The organism is Actinomadura montaniterrae (assembly GCF_008923365.1).
In the GTDB taxonomy this organism is placed as follows: domain Bacteria; phylum Actinomycetota; class Actinomycetes; order Streptosporangiales; family Streptosporangiaceae; genus Spirillospora; species Spirillospora montaniterrae.
The window spans coordinates 31,772-51,508 of sequence record NZ_WBMR01000049.1; the positions used below are offsets into that span (position 1 = coordinate 31,772).

The 19,737-nt window shown below is 75.7% G+C and carries 13 protein-coding genes and 1 pseudogene; 6 read left to right on the forward strand and 8 right to left on the reverse strand.

Going from position 1 to position 19,737, the window contains the following annotated elements; genetic code table 11:
- The first annotated feature begins 37 nt into the window (after positions 1 to 37).
- From F9B16_RS18875 to F9B16_RS18900, 6 genes are all read left to right on the forward strand, one after another.
- Entirely contained in the window at positions 38 to 436 is a 399-nt protein-coding gene (locus F9B16_RS18875; RefSeq protein ID WP_151541408.1) for a hypothetical protein, read from the forward strand.
- A 148-nt stretch (positions 437 to 584) separates the two neighbouring features.
- On the forward strand, positions 585 to 890 hold the full coding sequence (locus tag F9B16_RS18880; RefSeq protein ID WP_192808860.1) for a YbaB/EbfC family nucleoid-associated protein: 306 nt from the start codon (positions 585 to 587) through the stop codon (positions 888 to 890).
- Entirely contained in the window at positions 887 to 1,255 is a 369-nt protein-coding gene (locus tag F9B16_RS18885; protein WP_151541410.1) for a YbaB/EbfC family nucleoid-associated protein, read from the forward strand. The genes F9B16_RS18880 and F9B16_RS18885 overlap by 4 nt, the downstream gene beginning before the upstream one ends.
- A gap of 19 nt (positions 1,256 to 1,274) precedes the next feature.
- Positions 1,275 to 2,015: a WXG100 family type VII secretion target gene (locus F9B16_RS18890; RefSeq protein ID WP_151541411.1), complete on the forward strand. Its 741-nt coding sequence runs from the start codon at positions 1,275 to 1,277 to the stop codon at positions 2,013 to 2,015.
- Positions 2,016 to 2,202: 187 nt separating this feature from the next.
- Positions 2,203 to 2,676 carry a hypothetical protein gene (locus F9B16_RS18895; RefSeq protein WP_151541412.1) on the forward strand — a complete coding sequence of 158 codons (474 nt, stop codon included), beginning with the start codon at positions 2,203 to 2,205 and terminating at the stop codon, positions 2,674 to 2,676.
- 15 nt (positions 2,677 to 2,691) lie between these two features.
- Entirely contained in the window at positions 2,692 to 3,048 is a 357-nt protein-coding gene (locus F9B16_RS18900; protein WP_151541413.1) for a hypothetical protein, read from the forward strand.
- 23 nt (positions 3,049 to 3,071) lie between these two features.
- Here F9B16_RS18900 and F9B16_RS18905 read toward each other — a convergent pair whose 3' ends face one another.
- The 8 genes and pseudogenes from F9B16_RS18905 to F9B16_RS50945 all read right to left on the reverse strand — a co-directional run.
- Positions 3,072 to 3,956, reverse strand: a complete 885-nt coding sequence (locus F9B16_RS18905) for a galactokinase (RefSeq protein WP_151541414.1) — start codon at positions 3,954 to 3,956, stop codon at positions 3,072 to 3,074.
- Positions 3,953 to 4,714, reverse strand: coding sequence for a hypothetical protein (locus F9B16_RS18910; protein ID WP_151541415.1), 762 nt, complete (start codon positions 4,712 to 4,714; stop codon positions 3,953 to 3,955). Before F9B16_RS18910 ends, F9B16_RS18905 begins: the two co-directional genes overlap by 4 nt.
- Positions 4,711 to 5,919, reverse strand: a complete 1,209-nt coding sequence (locus F9B16_RS18915) for a glycosyltransferase (RefSeq protein ID WP_151541416.1) — start codon at positions 5,917 to 5,919, stop codon at positions 4,711 to 4,713. Before F9B16_RS18915 ends, F9B16_RS18910 begins: the two co-directional genes overlap by 4 nt.
- An 11-nt stretch (positions 5,920 to 5,930) precedes the next feature.
- Positions 5,931 to 6,752 (reverse strand): alpha/beta fold hydrolase, encoded by an 822-nt coding sequence (locus tag F9B16_RS18920; RefSeq protein WP_151541417.1) that lies wholly within the window; start codon positions 6,750 to 6,752, stop codon positions 5,931 to 5,933.
- Positions 6,745 to 7,041 carry an acyl carrier protein gene (locus F9B16_RS18925; RefSeq protein WP_151541418.1) on the reverse strand — a complete coding sequence of 99 codons (297 nt, stop codon included), beginning with the start codon at positions 7,039 to 7,041 and terminating at the stop codon, positions 6,745 to 6,747. Before F9B16_RS18925 ends, F9B16_RS18920 begins: the two co-directional genes overlap by 8 nt.
- Positions 7,038 to 11,294 (reverse strand): beta-ketoacyl synthase N-terminal-like domain-containing protein, encoded by a 4,257-nt coding sequence (locus tag F9B16_RS50940; RefSeq protein ID WP_192808861.1) that lies wholly within the window; start codon positions 11,292 to 11,294, stop codon positions 7,038 to 7,040. Before F9B16_RS50940 ends, F9B16_RS18925 begins: the two co-directional genes overlap by 4 nt.
- The gene (locus F9B16_RS18955) at positions 11,291 to 18,916 is read right to left on the reverse strand and encodes a type I polyketide synthase (protein ID WP_225991749.1); all 7,626 of its coding nucleotides are present in this window, start codon (positions 18,914 to 18,916) and stop codon (positions 11,291 to 11,293) included. Before F9B16_RS18955 ends, F9B16_RS50940 begins: the two co-directional genes overlap by 4 nt.
- A gap of 247 nt (positions 18,917 to 19,163) precedes the next feature.
- A pseudogene (locus F9B16_RS50945) lies at positions 19,164 to 19,737 on the reverse strand (alpha/beta hydrolase); the annotation flags it as partial.

Sequence of the window (19,737 nt, forward strand, 5' to 3'; positions counted from 1 at the left end):
TCGAACATAGGTTCGAATTCCGGGTTATCGTGGACGCGTGAGCACCTACGTTCCGCCCGGCTGGCCCTCGCAGGTGCATCCACCGGGCACCGACCGCTTCGAGGACACGGCTCTGAGCTGGCTGCTCGAGCTCGTCCCGCCCGAGTACCGGCGCTACGGCGTCCTGCGCCGGTACCCGATCGCGCTCGCGCGGATGGCGCGGCACCACGTCAACGCGTCCGTCGAGGCCGCCCGCGAGGGGTTCCGCTCGGCCCGCGTCGACCTCGCGGCCCTCGTCCCGCCGCACGGCGTCGAGGCCGTCCTGGAGGCCTACCGCCGCGAGGGCGCCCGCCTCGTCTCGCTCCTCCAGGCCATCGAGCTGGTCGAGACGGCCCTGCGCGCCCAGGCCGAACCCGACGACCCCGCCCACCGCCGCCCCTTCACCCCAAAACTCTGACCCCGCCATTCCCGCAGATCACTCACAAAGCACGCACCACCGCGCGGCATATCAAAGAGTGAAGCGCCAATGACCGTCTATGCGCCGTCCTTACGCGCCACTACACTCTCCTGACAACTCTCGTTCCCCCGAACCACGAGACGAGTCAATGCCCCCACCTCCCGAACTGCAGGAACTGCACGCCGAGCTGTCCCGAGCCCGGATGACGACCGTGAAGGCCGGCGGCCTGGTCACAGCGGAGATCGACGGGAACGGCCGGCTCCTGGACCTGAGCATCGACACGACCCGCCTGGACCCGGCGCGGCTCCGGCTCATCGAAGCGGGCATCGTGGAAGCCGTCAACGAAGCCGAAGACAGGTCCGCCGATCTGGAGGCCCGCCTGTACGACCGGCTCTTCGGCGACGACCAGGACTTCGGCGAGCGGCCGGATCCGGCCTCGGGAGAGCGATCGTGACCCGTCCGCCGGACGCCCGGGCACGAGCCCGCGCCGAGCAGCGCCTCACCGAGCTCGCCGAAGCGGAACGGCGGATGCTCGAGACGGAACGGGCCGTGAACGACCACGCCGAACAGCTGTCCGACCTGGACGCACGTCACCGGCACGTGCGGATCACCCAGAGGATCCGGCCCGGCCTCGGCACGATCGAGGTGGACGGCGACGGCCGGCTCCTGCACGTGTCGCTCGATCGCGACGGCCTGGTCACGTCGGACCGGAATCTGGTGGGCCGCCGGATCCTCGACGCGCTGGCGGCCGCCCGCGCCGAGGCGAGCGCCCGGTACAAGCAGGAAGCCGCCCGCATCGCCCGCCGCAACCGCGTCTGACCGGAAAGAGGCCCCCAGCATGAGCGCGCCCAGACCACGCCCCAGGCCGGGTCGTCGCGGCGGGAGTTCGGGCGGCGGCTCCCGCTCGAACGGCGGCGGCACCGCCCCCGCCGCCGAGGAGCCCCAGAGCGGCCCGAACACGGCCACCGTGCTGATCGACATCGCCGCCTCCGTCGCGCTCGCCACCGAGGTGGCGAAGGCGTTTCGAGTCCTGCAGAAGATGAAGCCGAATCCGCGCGCGGTGCGGAAGGCGGCCAAGGGCTGGTACGAGGCGTCGGCGCACTACCACGAGTCCTTCGATCCGCTGAAGATAACGACCATCCAGCTCGGGGGGTACTGGAAAGGCGAAGCGTTCGATGCGTTCGACCAGTACATGGAGAAGATCGTCCTCGACGCCGCCGGCAATATCTCGGAGACCTTGAACGCGATCGGCGATGCGTTGATCGACGTGCACAATCAGGTCGTCGATCAATACAACGACGGTATGAAGTCCTACCAGGAGACCCTTGACAAGGCCATCGAGTACCACATGGACCTGAAGACCCTGGAAGGCAATGCGCAGGACACGGCGTGGAGCGCGCTGCACGACGTGCTGAGGTTGTGGATAGACGGCATCTACACGAGAAAGCAGGCCGTCTTCAACATCACCCAGAAGGGCGCCAGCGCGATGGAGGCCATCAACGGAAAGATCCTGCAACTGGATCCGCCCGCCAAGGCTCCCTCCATCGTCTCGGACAAGGGCAAGTGGACCTATGGCTGAGCGGGGCGGCGGGCCGGTCGGAGGCGCGCCGGTGAGAGGCGGGCCGGTGAGAGGCGGGCCGGTCAGAGGCGCGCCGGTCAGAGGCGCACGTTCTCCCTCCGCCGCACTCGCCGGTGCCATCGTCGCGGTCGCCGTCCTGGCCGCCGGCTGCTCGGGTGAAGGGGGAGGCGATTCCCATTCGCCTCCCATGGCCGACACCGGCGCCAAGCTTCCCGACGCGTGCCGGCTCGTCGGCGGCGACCTGGTCGACAGGCTGGTGGGGCCGTCCACCGTGGCCCGCGAGAAGGACGACAAGGAGCATGCGGACTGCCGCTGGGACTCCAAGGGCGACCCTTCGCCCGACGCGAGGACACCGAGCGGGCTGCTCCAGGTGGGCGCCTACACGCAATCGAAACAGGTGCGAGGCGGTCAGAAGTACAACGACGCCAGGATCGCCTACAAGGCCGCCCAGCTAGAGCGGCCATGCACGCCTCTCCGCCTGTCCGCCGACGAGGCGTGCTGGCAGCGCGACGACTCGGGCGTCCACGTCGCGGTGCGCAAGGGATATACGACCATCACCGTCAGATATACGGCCGCGCACTCTCCTGCCCTGGACGAAGGCGAGAAGGAGAAGACGGCCGCCGCGCTGGCGACCGAGGTTCTGGACCATCTCTCCACGTGAGCGACAAGGACGGCCATGGGCGGATACAGCGTCGAGGGAAAGAAATACCTGATCGAGGCGGGAGACAAGATCAACGAGGCGGTGAACCTGTGGGTCGACGCCTCGGTGAACGTCAATGACGCCTGGCTGGCGAGCGGGGCCCTCAGCGCGTACGGAGAGGCGGCGGAGAGGCGTTATGGGCGGCTGCAGCAGGAGGCGCTGCGGAGGTTGCAGGCTTCGGCCAACTCTCTGATCGAGACTCGGGAGACGATGTACCAGGTCGCCGGGGTCTACTCGGCCGCCGAGGCGGAGGCGGCGCGGAAGGCGGCGGAGAAGGCGCGGGAGGCGGGGCTGCGGCATCGGCCGGAGCTGGACGGGCCGCGGTACGGATGACGGCCCCGGCCCCCGGCCGCGGGTCAGAGGTGGGGTGGTTCGGCGGGGGTCGGGAGGGCTGTTAGGAGGCGGGGTGGGCGTGGGAGGTCGGGGGTCAGGCGGGCGGTGAGGGCCCGGCGGATCTCCGGGAGGGCCGCGGTGGGGGTCAGCGCGACGACGCAGGCGCCGATCTTGCGGCCGCCGAGGGCGCCGGCGTCGAGGGCGGTGCGGAGGGCGCGGTCGGGAAGCGGGTCGCCGAAGGTGTGGGCATCGGTGAGGTGCGGGCCGAGGGCGGACGGCCCCGACACGCGGAGCGCGGCGGCGGCCCGGGCTGCGGCGCCGGGCGGGGTGGGGAGGGGGGACGAGTGCCGGGCGCCGAGGTCCACGATCAGGATGCGGAGGCCGGCGGCGGCGAGGTCGAAGGGGACGTGTTCGAGGGTGCCGGGCGTGGTCAGGACGGCGTGGGCGGCGCGGGCGTGCAGGGCCGTCCGGTAGGCGGGGTGGCCGGCGAGGGGGTGCGGTCCGGCGGGCGGGCCGTGGAGGGCCCGGAGGGCGAGGAAGGTGGCGGCGGCGGTCTCGGCGCCGGTGAGCAGGCCGGTCTCGGCGGGGATCTCGCGGTTGATCACCAGGTGGGTGCCGGGGGCGGGGTCGGCGTGGGAGTTGAGGACGGCGGCGGATTCGCGGGCCCAGTGCGGGACGGGTCCGGAGAGGGACGCGACGCCGTCGGTGTGGTGGTTCACCGAGTAGAGCGAGTGCCCGGCGGACGGGCCCGCGGCGGCGATGGTGCCCCAGGGGAGGGCGATGGTCAGGCCGTCCAGGAGCGGGAGGCCGATGAGGGCGCGGTGGATGGTGGCGGGCGGGGAGCCGTGGACGCGTTCGAAGACGTACGCGGTCATGCGGATCTCCGGAGACGTGGCGAGGCCGATCACGGCTCGTCCTTCCGCGGGTGGCGTAACGCGGGGCGGCGCCAGGGCGGGAGGTCCTCGACGAGGGTCCGCCACCAGGTGTACGGGGTGAGGACGGGGCGCAGCAGCGCCGTCCGGTGCAGGTCGCGGGGCGACAGCGGGGTGCCGGCGAAGACGAGGTAGGGCTCGGCGCAGTAGGCGATGACGGCGATGGGCCCCCATTGCGGGTCGGACGCGAGGGCGGCCAGGACGAGCGCCATGGCGAGGATCGAGGGCACCACGGCCTGCGCGAGGGAGACGCCGAGGCCCTGCAGCCAGGCCGCGCGTCCTTTGCACGCGGGGGCGCGCGGGGTGAGGTGACAGGGGACGACGACGTGGCCGGTGTCGGCGTCGTAGCGCCGGAGGCGGGCCATGGTGCTCGTGTAGTCGCCCGTGTAGGCGTCGTCGAGGAGTTCGGTGTGGACGACGGCCGCGAATCCCGCGTCGCGGGTGTGGCGGAGCATGTCGAGGGCGCGGGTAACGGGGAGGTCGGCGGGGATCAGGCCGAGGACGTCCAGGCCGGTGTCGCGGGCGTGGGCGATGGCGGCGTGCCGGACGTTGGCGGAGATGACGGCGCCGTCCGCGCCGATCACGTCGTATCCGCCGGGTTCGCGCAGGCCCTCCCAGCTCAGCGGGACCGCGCGGCGGGGCCGCGGGAGCCGGCGGAGCCGCGCCAGGCGGCGGCGGAGCCGCACCGCGTCCGCGATGAGGCCCGCCGCCACCAGCGCGGGTACCGCGATCACGCCAGTTTCTCCAGGCGGTCGGCGGCCTCGGCGGCGCCGCCGGCGGCGGCGAAGGAGTCCCGGACGGCCTCGGCGGCGGCGCGGTGCGCGTCGCTCGCGAGGACGGTGGTCAGCGCGTCGCGGAGCTCGGCGGCGCGGACCCGGCCGAACCGGACCTGGACGCCGGCGCCCGCGGCCTCGACCTGCCGGGCGATGACGGGCTGGTCGTCGCGGATCGGAGCGACGACCAGCGGCAGGCCCTGCGCGAGGCTCTCGCAGACGGTGTTGTGGCCGCCGTGGCAGACGACGGCGGACATCCGCTGCAGCAGCCGGAGCTGCGGGACGTACTCGCGGACGAGGACGTTCGGCGGCGGGTCGTCGAGGGTCCCGGGCGGGGCGACGAAGACGGCCTGGACGTCCAGGTCGCGGACGGCGTCGGCGGCGACGCGGTAGAACCGCTCGCCGGCGGGCCCGTTGAGGGTGCCGAGGGTCAGCAGGACGCCGGGCCGCCCGTCGAGCCATTCCCACGGGAACGCGGCGCCCGCCGGGCGGTCGAGGGCGGGGCCGACGAACGCGAAGTGGTCCGGGAAGAACGAGGTGTCGCCGACGAGCGCGCCGGTGGAGAAGATCAGCACGAGGTGGTCGGAGAACCGCAGGTCGAGCAGGTCCTCGATGCCGTGGTCGAGCTGGAAGTCGCCGATCCGGTCGCGGACCCACGCCTCGACGAGCGGCATCCCGGCGAGCGGCCGGGTGAACTCGGCGGAGGTGGTCGCGGAGGTGGCCCACGGGATCGCGCGGTGCCGGGCGGCGACGGGCGCGGCGAGGACGATCTGGTCGCTGATCACGACGTCGGGGCGGAACCGGTCGAGGGCGGTCTCGACGCCGGGCATCATCGCGTGGCCGAGCGGGACGATGAACTCCTCCCACAGGAACCGCAGGGCGGCGGGACCGCGCAGGCGCAGCCACTCCTCGCGGGCGGCGGTGAGCCGCGCGGCGAACGCGTCGTCCTCGGCGGAGAAGATCCGGGCGCCGGCACGCAGCAGCGGTTCGAGGGTGGCGCGGTGGCCGGTCCAGGCGACGGTGTGGCCGCGGCGGACGAGCTCGGCGCCGACCGCGACGGTCGGGTTGACGTGCCCGGCGAGCGGCGGGACGGCGAACAGGAACCGGCGCTTCGGCGTCTCGGCGCGCGGGATGCCGGGCGCGCCGAGCAGGGACGGGACCTGCATGCGGCGGCCCTTCACCGGGCACCTCCGCCGGTGGTGACGGGGACGCGGGTGCCCGCGTGGTGCGCCAGCCAGGGCAACATGACCTCCAGGAGTTCGGCGGTCCCCTCGCGCAGCACGGTGTGGGCGTGGCCGGCCATGACGTGCAGGGTGCAGCCGGGGACGGTGCGCAGCAGCAGCCGCCCCGCTTCGGCGACGTCGGAGTGCTGCCCGTACACGGCGAGGACGGGGCAGCGGACGGCGGCGAGGCCGGCGGGGCGGACGGGTTCGGTGCGGGCCAGGTCGTCGAGCAGGCTGGTCCGGTTGATGAGGGCGTCGGCGGCGGCGATCTGCCGTCCGGTCTTGCGCCATCCGGCGGCGAGGAGCTGGTCGGCGAGCCGGTCGTACTCCAGGCCGAGCGCGGACGCGGTGAGCGTGTTGAGCAGGCCCTCGGCCCAGCCGTCGTGCTCGGCGGGGCCGTACGCCTCGATCAGCACGAGGCCGGCGATCCGGTCGGGCCGGGCGAGCGCGGCCTTGAGCGCGACGACGCCGCCGAAGCTGTTGGCGACGAGGTGGACGCGGTCGTGCCCGAGCGCGTCGAGGATCCCGAACAGGTCGGCGACGGCGTCGTCCGCGCCGTAGCCGTCCGGGGTCAGTTCGGAGCGGCCGTGCCCGCGCAGGTCGTACAGGACGGCGTGGGCGCCGGCCTCGGCGACGGGCCCGGCGATCGTGTAGTAGAAGCTCGACAGGTTGTCCAGGACGAGCCCGTGCAGGAACACGGTGACGGGCGCGCCGGGCGCGGGCGGGCCGATGGTCTGGACGTGGAAGCGGACCCCGCGGACGGTGACGTCAGGCATGGGCGGCCCGCCCGTCGAGAGCCGCCGTGGCGGCGATGTGGTCCACCAGGTCGCCGACCGTCAGGTCCATGATCTCGTCGATGTCCATGCCGGCGATGAACGCGGCGAGGTCGACGCCGTCGCCGTAGTGGTCGCGCAGCTTGTCGGCGAGGGCGACGAACTCGATGCTCTCCAGCCCGAGGTCCTCGTTGAACGAGGTGTCGCGGCCGATCTCCACGTCGAGCAGGAAGTCCTCCCCCACGACCTCGGCCAGCATCCGGACGACCTGCGTCAGGGCGTCGTCGCTCATGTTCGGCTCTCCTCCATGTCGGTTCCGCCCGCCGTGACCGTCCAGGCCACGACGTGTCCGTCCAGCTCGCGCGTCCCGACCTCGGTGACCGTGCCGCCGCCGGCGACCAGCAGGTGCTCGGCGTCGGCGGCGGTGAAGGCGGGTTCGGGGTGTCCGGCGGGAAGGGCCTGCAGGACGGCCTGGGTGGCGGCGCGGACGCGGGCGTCCGCGCCGCCGAGGGCCAGTCCGATGCCCGCGGGCTCGCCGGCGGGCCGTGCCATCGCGACGCCGAGCTCGGCGTCGCAGGCGATGGACACGGCCAGGTCCTGGTCGAAGGGTCCGGTGACGACCGGGTGGTGCCCGGTGCCGTCGCGGACGGTCAGCTCGGCGGGGAACAGGGGGCCGTGGCCGTTGCGCCACAGCCAGTCCCGGACGGCGTCCTTCGCGGCGACGCGCCCGAGCAGCCAGGGGCCCTGCGCGAAGCCGGGGAGCCGCTCGTACTCGGCGCGTTCGGCGGCGCACAGGTACTGGCGCATGACGAGGTCGCGGGAGGCGGTGCCGTCCCAGCGCTTGCGGGCGAGGCACCAGCCGCCGTCCTGCGGTTCCCCGATCCCGGACACTTCGGGGGTGAACTTCATCCGCCAGAGGGCTTCGTCGGTGTAGAAGCGGTGCGTGGTCCAGCCGTCTATGCGCGCCCATAGGGTTCCGTCTTCGCGGACCATCTCGACGGAGCAGCGCAGGGTGGTGTCCGTAAGGGACTCGGCCCAGACGGTGGTTTCGAGGCGTTCTCCTGCGGCCGGCGACGGGCCGTACAGGGAGACGCGTTCGATCCCCACGGGGAAGACGGTCTGGTCCGTCTCCCCGTACACCTGGATCCAGTGGCCGCACAGCTGCCCGGCGCTGTCGATGATCGCGCCGGGCGTGGGCAGGGCCGTCAGGACGCCGCGCACGCCGTCCTCCGCGAGCGCGATCACCTCGGTGACGCCGCGGAACAGCGGGCCGTGGAACATCCAGCGTTCCTCGTAGAGCCGTTCGGCGGTGACGACGGGCGGGCCTTCCCCGGTCAGCGGGGTGCGGTCCGGCGCGGGCGGGGGGAGGTGGCGTTCGGCGAGCAGGACCGTCCCGTGGGTGTGGCCCGGGATGACGACCTTGACGCGGCGCGTACCCCCTTGGCCGTCGCCCGCCTCGACGAGGTGGGCGCGGATGTCGGCGCTGGTCGGCGGGGCCGCCACGACCCACCGGACGGCCCGGACGGCCTCGAACCCGACGACGACCGTGTCGGGCAGCAGCTCCCGCGCGGTCGCCGCCATCACCTCCAGCAGCGTGGCCAGCGGCACGATCGGGAACCGGTCCGACATGTCGGGCCAGCCGGGGGGCTGCGGGAACACGCAGTGGTCCGCGAGGTACGGCATCGCCTCCAGCGAGAACACCCGGGTGATCACCAGCTCGTCCGCCCGGCCGCCCGCATCGCCTGGGGACGCGGGCGCCGCCCCGCCGCCGCCGAGCGCCTCCAGGACGGTCTGCGCGCCGGTCGCCGCGTCGTTGAGCAGCGCCTCCAGCTCTGCGAGCACCGGATCGTCCGCCGGAAGCGACGGCACCGGCGCGCCGCCCGTCCGGATCGGCGGCACGGCACCGTCCAGCCTGACCAGCGGCGTGCCGAGGTCGAGGCGCATCCCCGACGACGACGGCGGAGCCGGGGACGCCCCGTACCCCTCCGCCCACAGCGCCGCGACGACCCGCCGCAGCTGCGCCATCCCGTCCCGCTTCGGGACGTTCACCGCCATCGCCAGATGCTCGCGGGCGCCGAGCCGGTCGCCGACGAACCCGGTCAGGCTCCCCGGCCCGACCTGCACGAACGCCCGCACGTGCGCCGTCCCGTACAGCTCCTCGATCAGCTCGCTGAACCGCACCGGCTCCAGCAGGTGCCGCACGACCAGCTCCCGCACCGCGTCCGCGCCGGACGGGAACGGCGCCGCCGTCGTGCCCGACCACAGCGGGAAGCGCGGCTCGCCGATCTCCAGCGCCTCGAACGACAGCTGCACCTGCTTCTCGTACGCCTCCGCCAGCGGCGTGTGGAACCCGGTGCGGAACGGCAGCTCCCGGCCGAGGACGCCCTCGGCGGCCAGCCGGTCCAGTACGTCCCGGACGTCGCCGGCCGGGCCGCAGATCACCGACTGGTGCGGGCAGTTGTCGTGGCTGACGAACACGCCAGACCGCCCGGCGATCGCCTCCTGCGCCCGGTCCGCGCCGCAGCCGAGCGCCCCGTACACCACGTCGGGGACGTCGAGCCCCTCGCGGTCGAGGGCCTGCACGAACGCGTCCACGGCGCCCGCGTCATACATCCCCGCGACGATCATCGCGGTCCATTCGCCGAGGCTGTGCCCGGCCGCGACGTCCGGCTCGACGCCCAGCTCGGCGAGCGCGGCGGCGAGCAGCCGGCCCACCGCGATCACGTCGGCGGCGTGGCCGAGCAGGTCGGTGCGGCCCGTCGGCTCCGGCTTCGGCATCCCGAAGTGCTCCGCGACGTCGTCCACGCGCGGCTCGAACGCCGGCTCGAAGCCCGGGAACAGGAACGCCAGCCGCCCGCCCTCCGCGAGCAGCGGACGCGGCGTGAACCACACGTCGCTGCGTCCCCGCCACGGCGTCCCCCGCTGGACGACCGCCCGCGCCAGATCCAGCCTGCGCGACGTCGGCCCCACGATCGCGAGGCGGCACGGCAGGTCCGGCGGGGCCTCCCCCGCGCGCGCGAGCAGCTCCTCGTCGGGAACCGCCAGCAGCGCCGCCAGCTCGTCGGTGGTGCGGGCCGCCAGCCTCAGCACACCCTCCTCCGAGGACGGCGCATCCAGCCTCCGGCGCCTGCGCGCGCGCCCAGCCGGAGGCTCCTCCAGGATCACGTGCGCGTTCGCACCACCGAACCCGAACGCGTTCACCACCGCGCGGCGCGGACCGTCCGCCGGCCGCTCCCACTCCGCCGCCTCCCGGACGACCCGCAGCCGCCCCCCGTCCAGCGCCGGATGCGGATCGTCCACGTGCAGCGTCGGCGGCAGCACCCCGTCCCGCAGCGCGCACGCCGCCTTGATCAGCCCCGCCATCCCCGCCGCCGGCATCGCGTGCCCGATCATCGACTTCACCGTGCCGAGCCCCACCGGCGCGCCGTCCGTCCCGAACACCCGGCGCATCGTCGCCAGCTCCGCCTCGTCCCCCGCCGGCGTCGCCGTCCCGTGCGCCTCCACCAGCCCCAGCGCCCCCGGCGCCCGCGGATCCAGGCCCGCGTCCCGCCACGCCCGCTCCACCGCCAGGACCTGCCCGTCCACCAGCGGGCTCATGATCCCCGCCGCGCGCCCGTCGCTCGACGACCCCGTCCCCACGATCACCGCGTGGATCCGGTCGCCCGCCCGCACCGCGTCCCGCAGCCGCTTCAGCAGCACCACCCCGGTGCCCTCCGCCAGCAGCGTCCCGTCCGCCGCCCGGTCGAACGGCCGGATCGTCTCGCTCGGGCTCAGCGCCCGCAGCTGGCTGAACACGCTCCACACCGTCGCGTGATGCGCGTGGTGCACCGCCCCCGCCAGCATCGCGTCCGCCTCGCCGCTCCGCAGCGCCCGCACCGCGTGCTCCACCGCCAGCAGCGACGACGCGCACGCCGCGTCCACCGTGTACGCCGGACCCCGCAGATCGAACCGGTTCGCGATCCGCGCCGCCGCGAAACTCGGCACCAGCCCGATCGACGCGTCCGGGCCGTCCGGCCCCACCCGCGCGCAGAACGCCCGCCGGATCTCCTCCAGCCGGTCCGCGCCGAGCTCCGGCACCAGCTCCGCCAGCACCCCCGCCACCTGGTGCGACGTCCGCACCCGCTGGTCGAACCGCGCGACGCCCGGGGTGATGTAGCCGCCCCGGCCGATCACCACCCCGACCCGCGTCCGGTCCGGCAGCCGCTCGTCGCCGCCCGCGTCCGCGACCGCCTCCGCCGCCGCCCGCAGCGCCATCAGCTGGTCCGGCTCCATCCCCGGCACCGACGCCGGCATGATCCCGAACCGGGCCGGGTCGAACGTCGCCAGCTCGTCCACGAACCCGCCGCGCCGGCAGTAGAACCGGTCGCACTCCGGCGCCCGCCCGTACGCGTCCGGGTCGTAGTACAGCGCCGGATCCCAGCGGCCCGGCGGCACGTCCGAGATCGCGTCGATGCCCGCCAGCACGTTGCGCCACAGCTCCGCCGCCGAACCGGCCCCGGGGAACACCGCCCCGGCGCCCACGATCGCGATCGGCTCCCCCGTCACCGGACCGTCCCGGTGAACACGACCTGCGTCTCGTCCCCGTGCGCGATCTCCCGCAGCAGCGCCGCCACGCCCGCGTCCGGATCGATCAGCCCGATCCCCCGCCGCGCGTACTCGCGGGCCAGCTCCGGCGACACCATCCCGCCGCCCGCCCACGGACCCCAGTCCGCCACCAGCACCCGGCCGCGCAGCCGCGTCCGCCACACGTGCGCGAGCGTGTCGCACGCCTCGTTCGCCGCCGCGTAGTCCGCCTGCCCCCGGTTCCCGTGGACGCCCGCGACGCTGCCGAACACGACGAAGAACCCCACGTCGGGCTTCACCGCCGCCGCCAGCGCCGACGCGCCGTCCACCTTCGTCCGGTACACCCGCTCGAACGACTGCGGCTCCTTGTCCCGGACGAGCCGGTCCTCCACGATCCCCGCGCCGTGGACCACCCCGTCCAGCCGGCCGTGCCGCAGATACACCCGGTCCACCACGTCCCGGACCACCCGCGGCTCCCGCACGTCGCCCGCGTGGTAGCGGACCGACGCCGCGTGCTCCTTCAACGCGTCCAGGTTCGCGCGGATCTCCCGCTCCGCCAGGATCCGCCGCACCGTCGCCTCGATCTCCGCCGGACGCCGCCCGCCCTGCGCGACCAGCGCCCGCCGCAGGCCCGCCTCGTCCGGGACGTCCGGGAACGACGCCGGGCCCACCGGCTCCAGCGTCCGCCCCATCACCTCGATGTGGCAGCCGGTCGTCCGCGCCAGCTCCAGCGCCACCCGCGCGGTGACGCCCCGCGCGCCCCCGGTCAGCAGGACGACGCCGTCCCGCTCCAGCGGCACCCGCGCCTCGCCCCGCAGCTCCGCCGGGACCAGCCGCGTCGTGTGCCGCAGGTCGCCCTCATGCCCGACCACCACCGGGCCCCGGGCGTCCAGCAGCTCGGCCAGGATCCGCAACGCGATCGCCCGCGGCGTGTCCTTGGTGTCCACGTCCACGGCCCTGACCAGGGTGTCCGGGTACTCCTGCGCGACCGTCCTCGCCAGCCCGCGCAGCCCGGCGCCCGGCCCCGGGTCCCCGATGCCGCCGCCGTCGAACGCCCGCCCGAACGTCCCCCCGGCGCCGCTCGCGACGACCAGCCACCGCAACCCGCCGGCCAGCGCGCCGCGGATCCCCGCGTACGCGTCCGGCAGGACAGCCGTCGCCCCCGGCCGCAGCGCCGCCAGATGCACCAGCCCGTCGCACTCCCCGTCCACGTCCAGCGGGGTGCGCACCCGCGCCCCGTGCCGCTCCAGCAGGTCCGCCAGCTCCAGCGCGACGCCGCACCCGTCGTCCACGACCACGAACGTCCGCCCGTCGAACGCCGTGCCGGTGTCCGCGGGCACCGGCAGCGCCTCCAGGTCCGCCGTCCTCACCACCTGCCGGACGACCCGCCGGGCCCGCTCCCCCGACGGCCGGATCCGCCCGGCCAGCACGCGCCGCGCCCCCGTCGTGGTCTCGCCGTCCCGCTCGGCCGGACCCCGCCGCGCGGGCGTCCCGCCGCGCGCGAAGAGCCCTGCCTGCGCGTCCTCCCCGCCGAGCGCGGCGACCCCGTCGCCGCCGAGCCGCACGACCTCCACGGCCGCCTCGCCCACCGACCGCCGCCCAGCCACCGGCCCCGGGCCGGACGGCGCGGTACGCGCCCCTTCCCCGTCCGAACCCGACTCCACAACACCGCCCACGTCCGCCGACTGCTCGGAGGCATCGGCCACCGCAGAGCGCTCGGCCTCGCCGACCGAGGTCCCCTCCGCATCCCGAGCCTCCGCACCCGAGGATTGCTCAGGCACTTCCCGCCGCTCAGCGCCCGCCCCCGAGGCAGGCACCGCCATGCGGGGCGACGTCCCAGCTCGGCCGCCCACCCCCGCCGATCGCTCGGCGGCATCGGGCGCGGCCTCCGCGACCGGGGCCGCCGCTGCCTCACGGTCCGCCGCATCCGACGACCGATCAGACCGCCCGACGCCCGCGGAGCGCGCTGCCTCAGGGGCCGCCGCGTCCGACGGCTGGTCAGGCCGTCCGATACCCGGCCCCGTGGCGCGGGAAGCTTCTTCCGAAGCCGCCGCCCGGGCGTCGCTCACTGTCTGCGCAGGGCGGGCGTTCGCCTTCGATTGGTCGGTGTTGGGTGGCTGCGTGGTCGGGGCTTCGCTGTCGGCTGTCTGGACGTCGGGCGCCGCAGGGCGGGACGGCTCGTCGGCCGGGGTCGCCTCCCCGGGGCGGGACGTCGGCGGCTGGTCAGGCGCGGCAGGCCGCTCGGGGGACGCCTGGCGCGGCAGGCCGGCGGCGCCGGTGGCTTCGCGCGAGGCCGCTGGGCGCGGGGTCGCCTGGGGTGGGACGGCGGGGCGGTGCGGGGCCGGCGCCGACGGCAGGCGGGTGCGGAGCCAGTCGACGATCTCGCCGATCGTGGTGATGCGGGTGAGCTGCTCGATGGCGGCGTCCGGGGCGGTGAGGCCGACGCGCTCGGTGACCTCCCCGATGATGACGGTGCGCTTGATGGAGTCGATGGACAGGTCGGCCTCGAGGTCGAGGTCGCCGTCCAGCATGGACTCGGGGTAGCCGGTGCGGGCGCTGATCACCGACAGGACGGTGGCGTGGACGTCGCGGGCCGGTTCGGGTGCGGCGGGCAGGACGGGCAGCGTCTCGCCCGGCAGGACGGGACGCGGCGCGGGGACGGGCGCCGGGGCGGACGGGACGGCGGGCGGGGCGCCGAGGTGGCGGAGGATGACCTCGCGCTGCGCGGCGATCAGTTCGCGGCCGGCGCGCAGGTACTCCAGGACGGCGGCGTCGGAGCCGGCGGGACGGGCCGGCGCCGCGGCGGCGGGGACGCGTTCGGCGGGGCGGAGGGCGCCCGCCGGATAGCCGCCGTCGGCGGTGCGGACGAGGTGGCCGTTGACGGTCCAGCCGGGCGCGGCGGGCAGGGACGCGGGGTCGAGGACGCGGGCGTCGCGGCCGGCGAACAGCGGCAGCGGGTCGACGGGGACGCCGGCGGCGGCGAGTTCGGCGAGGGCGTGCAGGAGGCGTTCGACGGAGCCGCCGCCGGGGGCGTCGCAGGCGACGGCGGTGTGCGGGCGGTCGCCGAGGATGCGGCGGGTGAGCCCGGTGAGGACGCGTCCGGGGCCCGCCTCGACGAAGGTGCGGGCGCCCGCCTCGTACATCGCCTCGATCTGCTCGACGAACCGGACGGGCGCGGCGATCTGCCCGGCGAGGGTGGCGGCGAGGTCGGCGGGGTCGCTGTCGTAGGGGGCGGCGGTGGTGTTGGACCAGACGGGGAACGCGGGCGAGCGCAGGTCGCGTCCGGTGAGGGCGGTGCGGAGGGTGCCGGACGCGGCGGCGACGAGCGGGCTGTGGAAGGCGCAGGCGACCGGGATGCGTTCGGCGGCGAGGCCGCGTTCGGCGAGGACGTCGACGGCGCGGGCGACGCCGGCGGTGGTGCCGGACACGACGACCTGGTCGGGCGCGTTGTGGTTGGCGACGACGATCCCGGAGACGCCGGCGACGGCGTCCCTGACCTGCCGGAGCGGCGCGGCGACGGCGGCCATGGCGCCGGGGTCGGTGCCCGCGGCGGCGAGGATGGCCTCGGCGCGGGCGGCGCTGAGCTCGATCATGTCGGTGTCGTCGAAGACGCCGGCGGCGCAGAGCGCGACGAGCTCGCCGTAGCTGTGCCCGGCGGCGAGGTCGGGGTGCACGCCGACGGCGGTGAGCAGGCGGTGGACGGCGAGGCCGGCGATGCCGAGCGCGGGCTGCGCGACGCGGGTGTCGGTGAGCGCCTCGCGCTGCCGGCGGGCGTCGCCGGGGCCGAACGCGGCGGGCGGGAACATGGCGGGCGCGTAGCGTCCGCCGGCGAGGCGGAGCAGGCGCTGCAGGCGCGGGAAGGCGACGAAGAGGCCGGCGAGCATGCCGGGCCGCTGGCTGCCCTGGCCGGGGAACAGGAACGCGACCTGCCCGGGGTCGCCCGAGGTGCGGACGTGGACGCCGGGTCCCGCGCGGAACTCGGCGGCGGCGGCGAGCTTGCCGCGCAGGTCGTCCAGGCCGGTGGCGACGACGGCGACCTGGACGCGTCCTTCGGCGGACGCGCAGGTCCGGGCGAGGTCGCGCAGCCGGGCGGACGGGGCGTCCAGCAGCCGCCGGAGCCGGGCGATCTCGCCGCGGGCGGCGGTGCGGTCGGCGCCGCGGACGAGGAACAGCTCGGCGGGCCATTCGGCGAGGCCGGACACCGGTTCGGGGCCGCCGTCGTAGCCGGCGAGGACGGCGTGGAAGTTGGCGCCGCCGAAGCCGAAGCCGCTGACGCCGGCGTACCGGTCGCCGGGGCGGGCGGCCCAGGGCCGCGCGGACGTCCCGAACGCGAACGGCCCGTCCGCCTTCCATTCGGCGTTCGGGCTGGTGAGGTGCAGGGTGCCGGGGAGGACGCCGGTGTGCAGCGCGTACGCGGTCTTGATGAGCCCGGCGAGCCCGGCGGCGCACTTGGTGTGCCCGATCTGCGACTTGACGGAGCCGAGGGTGACGGATCCGGGCGCGGCGGCGGAGAACGCGGCGGTGAGGGTGGCGAGCTCGGTGCGGTCGCCGACCTCGGTGCCGGTGCCGTGCGCCTCGACGAGCCCGACGTCGGACGGGCGGACGCCGGCGCGCTCGTAGGCGCGGTCGAGGGCGAGCCGCTGCCCCTCGGCGCGGGGCGCGGTGAGGCCGAGGGAGCGGCCGTCGCTGGATCCGGCGACGGACTTGACGACGGCGTAGACGCGGTCGCCGTCGCGTTCGGCGTCGGCGAGGCGTTTGAGCACGACGCAGGCGACGCCCTCGCCGAGCGCGATGCCGTCGGCGGCGGCGTCGAACGGGGCGCAGCGGCCGGACGGGGACAGCGCGCGGACGGCGGAGAACATCAGGTAGTCCTGGATGCCGTTGTGCACGTCGGCGCCGCCGCACAGGACCATGTCGCTGCCGCCGGAGGCGAGTTCCTTGCAGGCGGCGTCGAGGGCGGCGAGGGACGCGGCGCAGGCGGCGTCGACGGTGTAGTTGGCGCCGCCGAGGTCGAGCCGGTTGGCGATGCGCCCGGCGATGACGTTGGTGAGGACGCCGGGGAAGGAGTCCTCGGTGGGTTCGGGGAGCTGGCCGTCGAGGGCGGGCGGGACCTCGCCGTAGTAGGACGGCAGGGCGGCGCGCAGGCCGTAGGCGGTGGCGAGCTCGTTGCCGCCTTCGGCGCCGAAGAACACCGATGTGCGGGACCGGTCGAAGGGCCGGTCGGCGTATCCGGCGTCCTTCAGCGCGCGCGCCGCGACCTCCAGGGCGAGGAGCTGGACGGGTTCGACGCTGCCGAGCGCGTTGGGCGGGATGCCGTAGGCGAGCGCGTCGAACGGGACGTCCGGCAGGAACCCGCCCCATTTCGACGGGGTCTTGCCGGGCTCGGACGGGTCGTAGTGGACGGCCGGGTCCCACCGTTCGGCGGGCACCTCGGTGACGGAGTCGACGCCGCCGACGATGTTCGCCCAGTAGGCGTCGGCGTCGCGGGCGCCGGGGAAGACGCAGCCGACGCCGACGATCGCGATGTCGGCGGGCCGGGCGGCGGTGGACGCGGCGGCCCGGTCCCCGGCGATGCCGAGCTCGGCGGCGCGCGCGGCGAGCAGCGCGGTGGCTTCGTTGGTGACCTGTTCGTGCAGGTCGGCGACCGTGGTCGTGGCCGTGCGCAGCGCCGCGACGTCCCCGATCATGTAGAGGCCCTCGGCGCGCTGCTCGTCGGGGCCGACGGGGGTGGAGCGGCGCAGGCCCTTGCTGGCGATGCGCAGCCGGCCGAGGTTGAGGCGTTCGAGCTGCCGCCACATGTCCTGGCGGGTCGTCCCGGCGGCCTCCAGCTCGCGGCGCGCCTCGGCGAACCGCTCGACGTAGGGGGTGCGGGCGCAGCGGGTCGCGTGGCCCGGCGAGGTCTCCAGCAGCGCCGTCCCCGCGCATTCGACGGCGGCCCTCTGGAAGCCGGGCAGGATCGCGCCCGCCGCGACGGCCTCGGCGGTGAACAGGTACGCGGTGCCCATCAGGACGCGGACGTCGGCGCCGCGCTCGGCGAGCGGGCCGGCGAGCGCGGCGACCATCGCGGCGGACCGCGCGTCGTGGATCCCGCCGGCGAACATCACCGACAGCTCGGCGGGGTCGCCGCCGAACGCCATGAGCCGCTCGACCTGCGCCTCCCACAGCGGGAAGCTCGCGCGCGGCCCGACGTGCCCGCCGCACTCCTGCCCCTCGAAGACGAACTTGCGGGCGCCCTCGGCGAGGAACCGCTCCAGCAGGTCGGGCGACGGGACGTGCAGGTACGCGCTGACCCCGGCGTCCTCCAGCGACGCGGCCTGCGCGGGCCGCCCGCCGGAGACGATCGCGTACGGGGGCGCGGCCTCGCGGACCGCGGCGAGCTGCGCCTCGCGGACCTCCGGCGGCGCGAACCCGAGCACGCCGACGCCCCAGGGCCGGCCCGCGAGCCGGTCGGCGGTCTCGCGCAGCAGCGTCCGCACCCGGTCGCCGTCCATCAGCGCGAGCGCGAGGAACGGCAGCCCGCCCTCCTGCGCGACGGCCGCCGCGAACGTCGAACGGTCGCTGACCTGCGTCATCGGCCCCTGGACGGCCGGGTACTCGGGGCCGTCCGGGGTCTGTCGGGACGCCAGCGGCGCGGCCTGCACGGCGGCCCGCAGGTGCTCGGCGATCCCCTCGCGGACCGCCTGGACGACCCCGCCGGCGGTCCGGTGCCGGGCGGCGAGCGCGGCGGCGAGCGGCGCGTCCTGCCCGGCCGGCAGCAGCCGCGACCGCAGCCCCGTCGCGCCGAGCCGCGCGTTCACCTCCGCCGGGGTGAGGTCGGCGAGGGCGATGTCGGGCAGGTCGGGGCGCGTGTAGACGCGGTGGCCGTGCACGACGCGGGTCTCCGAGCCGTCCATCGCGCTGAGCGCCGCGGCGACGTCGGCGGGCAGGTCCATCTCCCGGACGAGCGCGAGCTGCACGTCGAGCACGACGCCCGCCGCTCCCCCGGCGACGGCCGCGGCGGCCGTGCGGGGGCCGATGCCGCCGGCGGCGAGCACCGGAACGTCGACGGCCCCGTCCGCAAGGAGCCGCTGCAGCAGCACGAACGTGGTGAGGTCGCCGACCCGGCCGCCCGCCTCGCGGCCCCGGGCGATGAGCGCGGTGCCGCTCGTCCCGGGGAACCCGCCGGCGACGGGCAGCACGGCGGCGGCCTCGTCCGCGCCGACGACCTCGACGAGCAGCCGGCGGCCGCGCGCGAACCCCGCGATGTCCAGCGAGTCGTCGGCGAGCAGCGCCGGGGCGTCGAACACGACGGTGCCGACGGCGTCCGGCAGCTCCTGCGGGCGGACCCGGCAGCCCGCCGGGACCCGCACCCCGAACCGGCCCGCCCACCAGCGGCGCACGTCGGCGAGCGCGGCCAGCGCCGGCTCCCGGTCGGTGCCGAGGTCGAGCACGCCGTGCCCGCCGGCCCGCGCGACGGCGACCGCGAGGTGCGGCGCGGGGCGGCCGAACGGCGTGACGCCGACGATCTCGGTCCCCGGCCCGGTCCCGGGCGTCCGCCGGTCCGGGCCGTCCTGGACGGCCCTCGTCTCGTCCCGGTCCGCCGCCGTGCCCCTGTCCGCGGCCATGCACTGCCCCCCGACGCGTCCCGCGCGGCCCGACCCGGCGACCGCGCGGCTGGTGACCCTCGCTCACAACAACGGTCGGCAAGACTACGGTCAGTGAGCGGCCGAGCACCGGGGCGACACACCCGGCGGCGCGCTGATGGCGGCACCGCAAAGGACTTTGGACGCTTCCTTGGCCTGCGGAAGACCCGCCGCCGGTGCGACCGGGCGGTCAGCGGCCCGCGCCGGACGGTGGCGGTGGGGTGCGGCGCTAGCCGGTGACGGCGGGCGCGCGGCGCTGCCGGCGGATCCCGTGCCGGACCGTTCCCTCGTCCAGCCAGCGGTCCAGGTGCGCCCAGGTGGTCGCCCGCGCGGACCGTCCGGTCAGCACGTCGAGGTGGCCGCCCACGGCGACCTCGAACCGGACCTTCGGCGCACCGGGCAGCAGCCGGATCAGCGGCAGGACGGACCGGACGGGCGCGACGCCGTCGCCGCGCCCGGCGATGGCCAGAACCGGCACGCCGATCCGGCGCAGCTCGACCCGCCGGCCGTCGATGTCCAGGCCGCCCGCGGCGAGCGCGTTGTCCTGGAAAAGGGCGCGGTGAATGCGCCGCGCGGTGCGCCCGGTGAATCTGGTGACGGTGTCGGTGAATTGTTCGACGGCTTCGATCTGGGCGAGGAAATCGGCATTGTCGAGGTGGGTCAGCGTCCGGTAGGGCCGGAGCAGGCCCTGGTCGATTCCCGTCGCCCTGCGGACGCGTTTCATCAGCGCGCCGGGCGCGCCTCCGAACGGTGCGCCGAACGGTCCGGCGAACGCCTCCGCCGCGGCGGCGCGGGCGAGCCCG

Excerpts from the sequence above, each read along its gene's own strand:
- F9B16_RS18900 (WP_151541413.1), top strand. The coding sequence starts at position 2,692 with ATGGGCGGATACAGCGTCGAGGGAAAGAAATACCTGATCGAGGCGGGA.
- F9B16_RS18920 (WP_151541417.1), bottom strand. The coding sequence starts at position 6,752 with ATGCCTGACGTCACCGTCCGCGGGGTCCGCTTCCACGTCCAGACCATC.
- F9B16_RS18880 (WP_192808860.1), top strand. The coding sequence starts at position 585 with ATGCCCCCACCTCCCGAACTGCAGGAACTGCACGCCGAGCTGTCCCGA.
- F9B16_RS18925 (WP_151541418.1), bottom strand. The coding sequence starts at position 7,041 with ATGAGCGACGACGCCCTGACGCAGGTCGTCCGGATGCTGGCCGAGGTC.
- F9B16_RS18895 (WP_151541412.1), top strand. The coding sequence starts at position 2,203 with ATGGCCGACACCGGCGCCAAGCTTCCCGACGCGTGCCGGCTCGTCGGC.
- F9B16_RS18915 (WP_151541416.1), bottom strand. The coding sequence starts at position 5,919 with ATGCAGGTCCCGTCCCTGCTCGGCGCGCCCGGCATCCCGCGCGCCGAG.
- F9B16_RS18890 (WP_151541411.1), top strand. The coding sequence starts at position 1,275 with ATGAGCGCGCCCAGACCACGCCCCAGGCCGGGTCGTCGCGGCGGGAGT.
- F9B16_RS18955 (WP_225991749.1), bottom strand. The coding sequence starts at position 18,916 with ATGGCCGCGGACAGGGGCACGGCGGCGGACCGGGACGAGACGAGGGCC.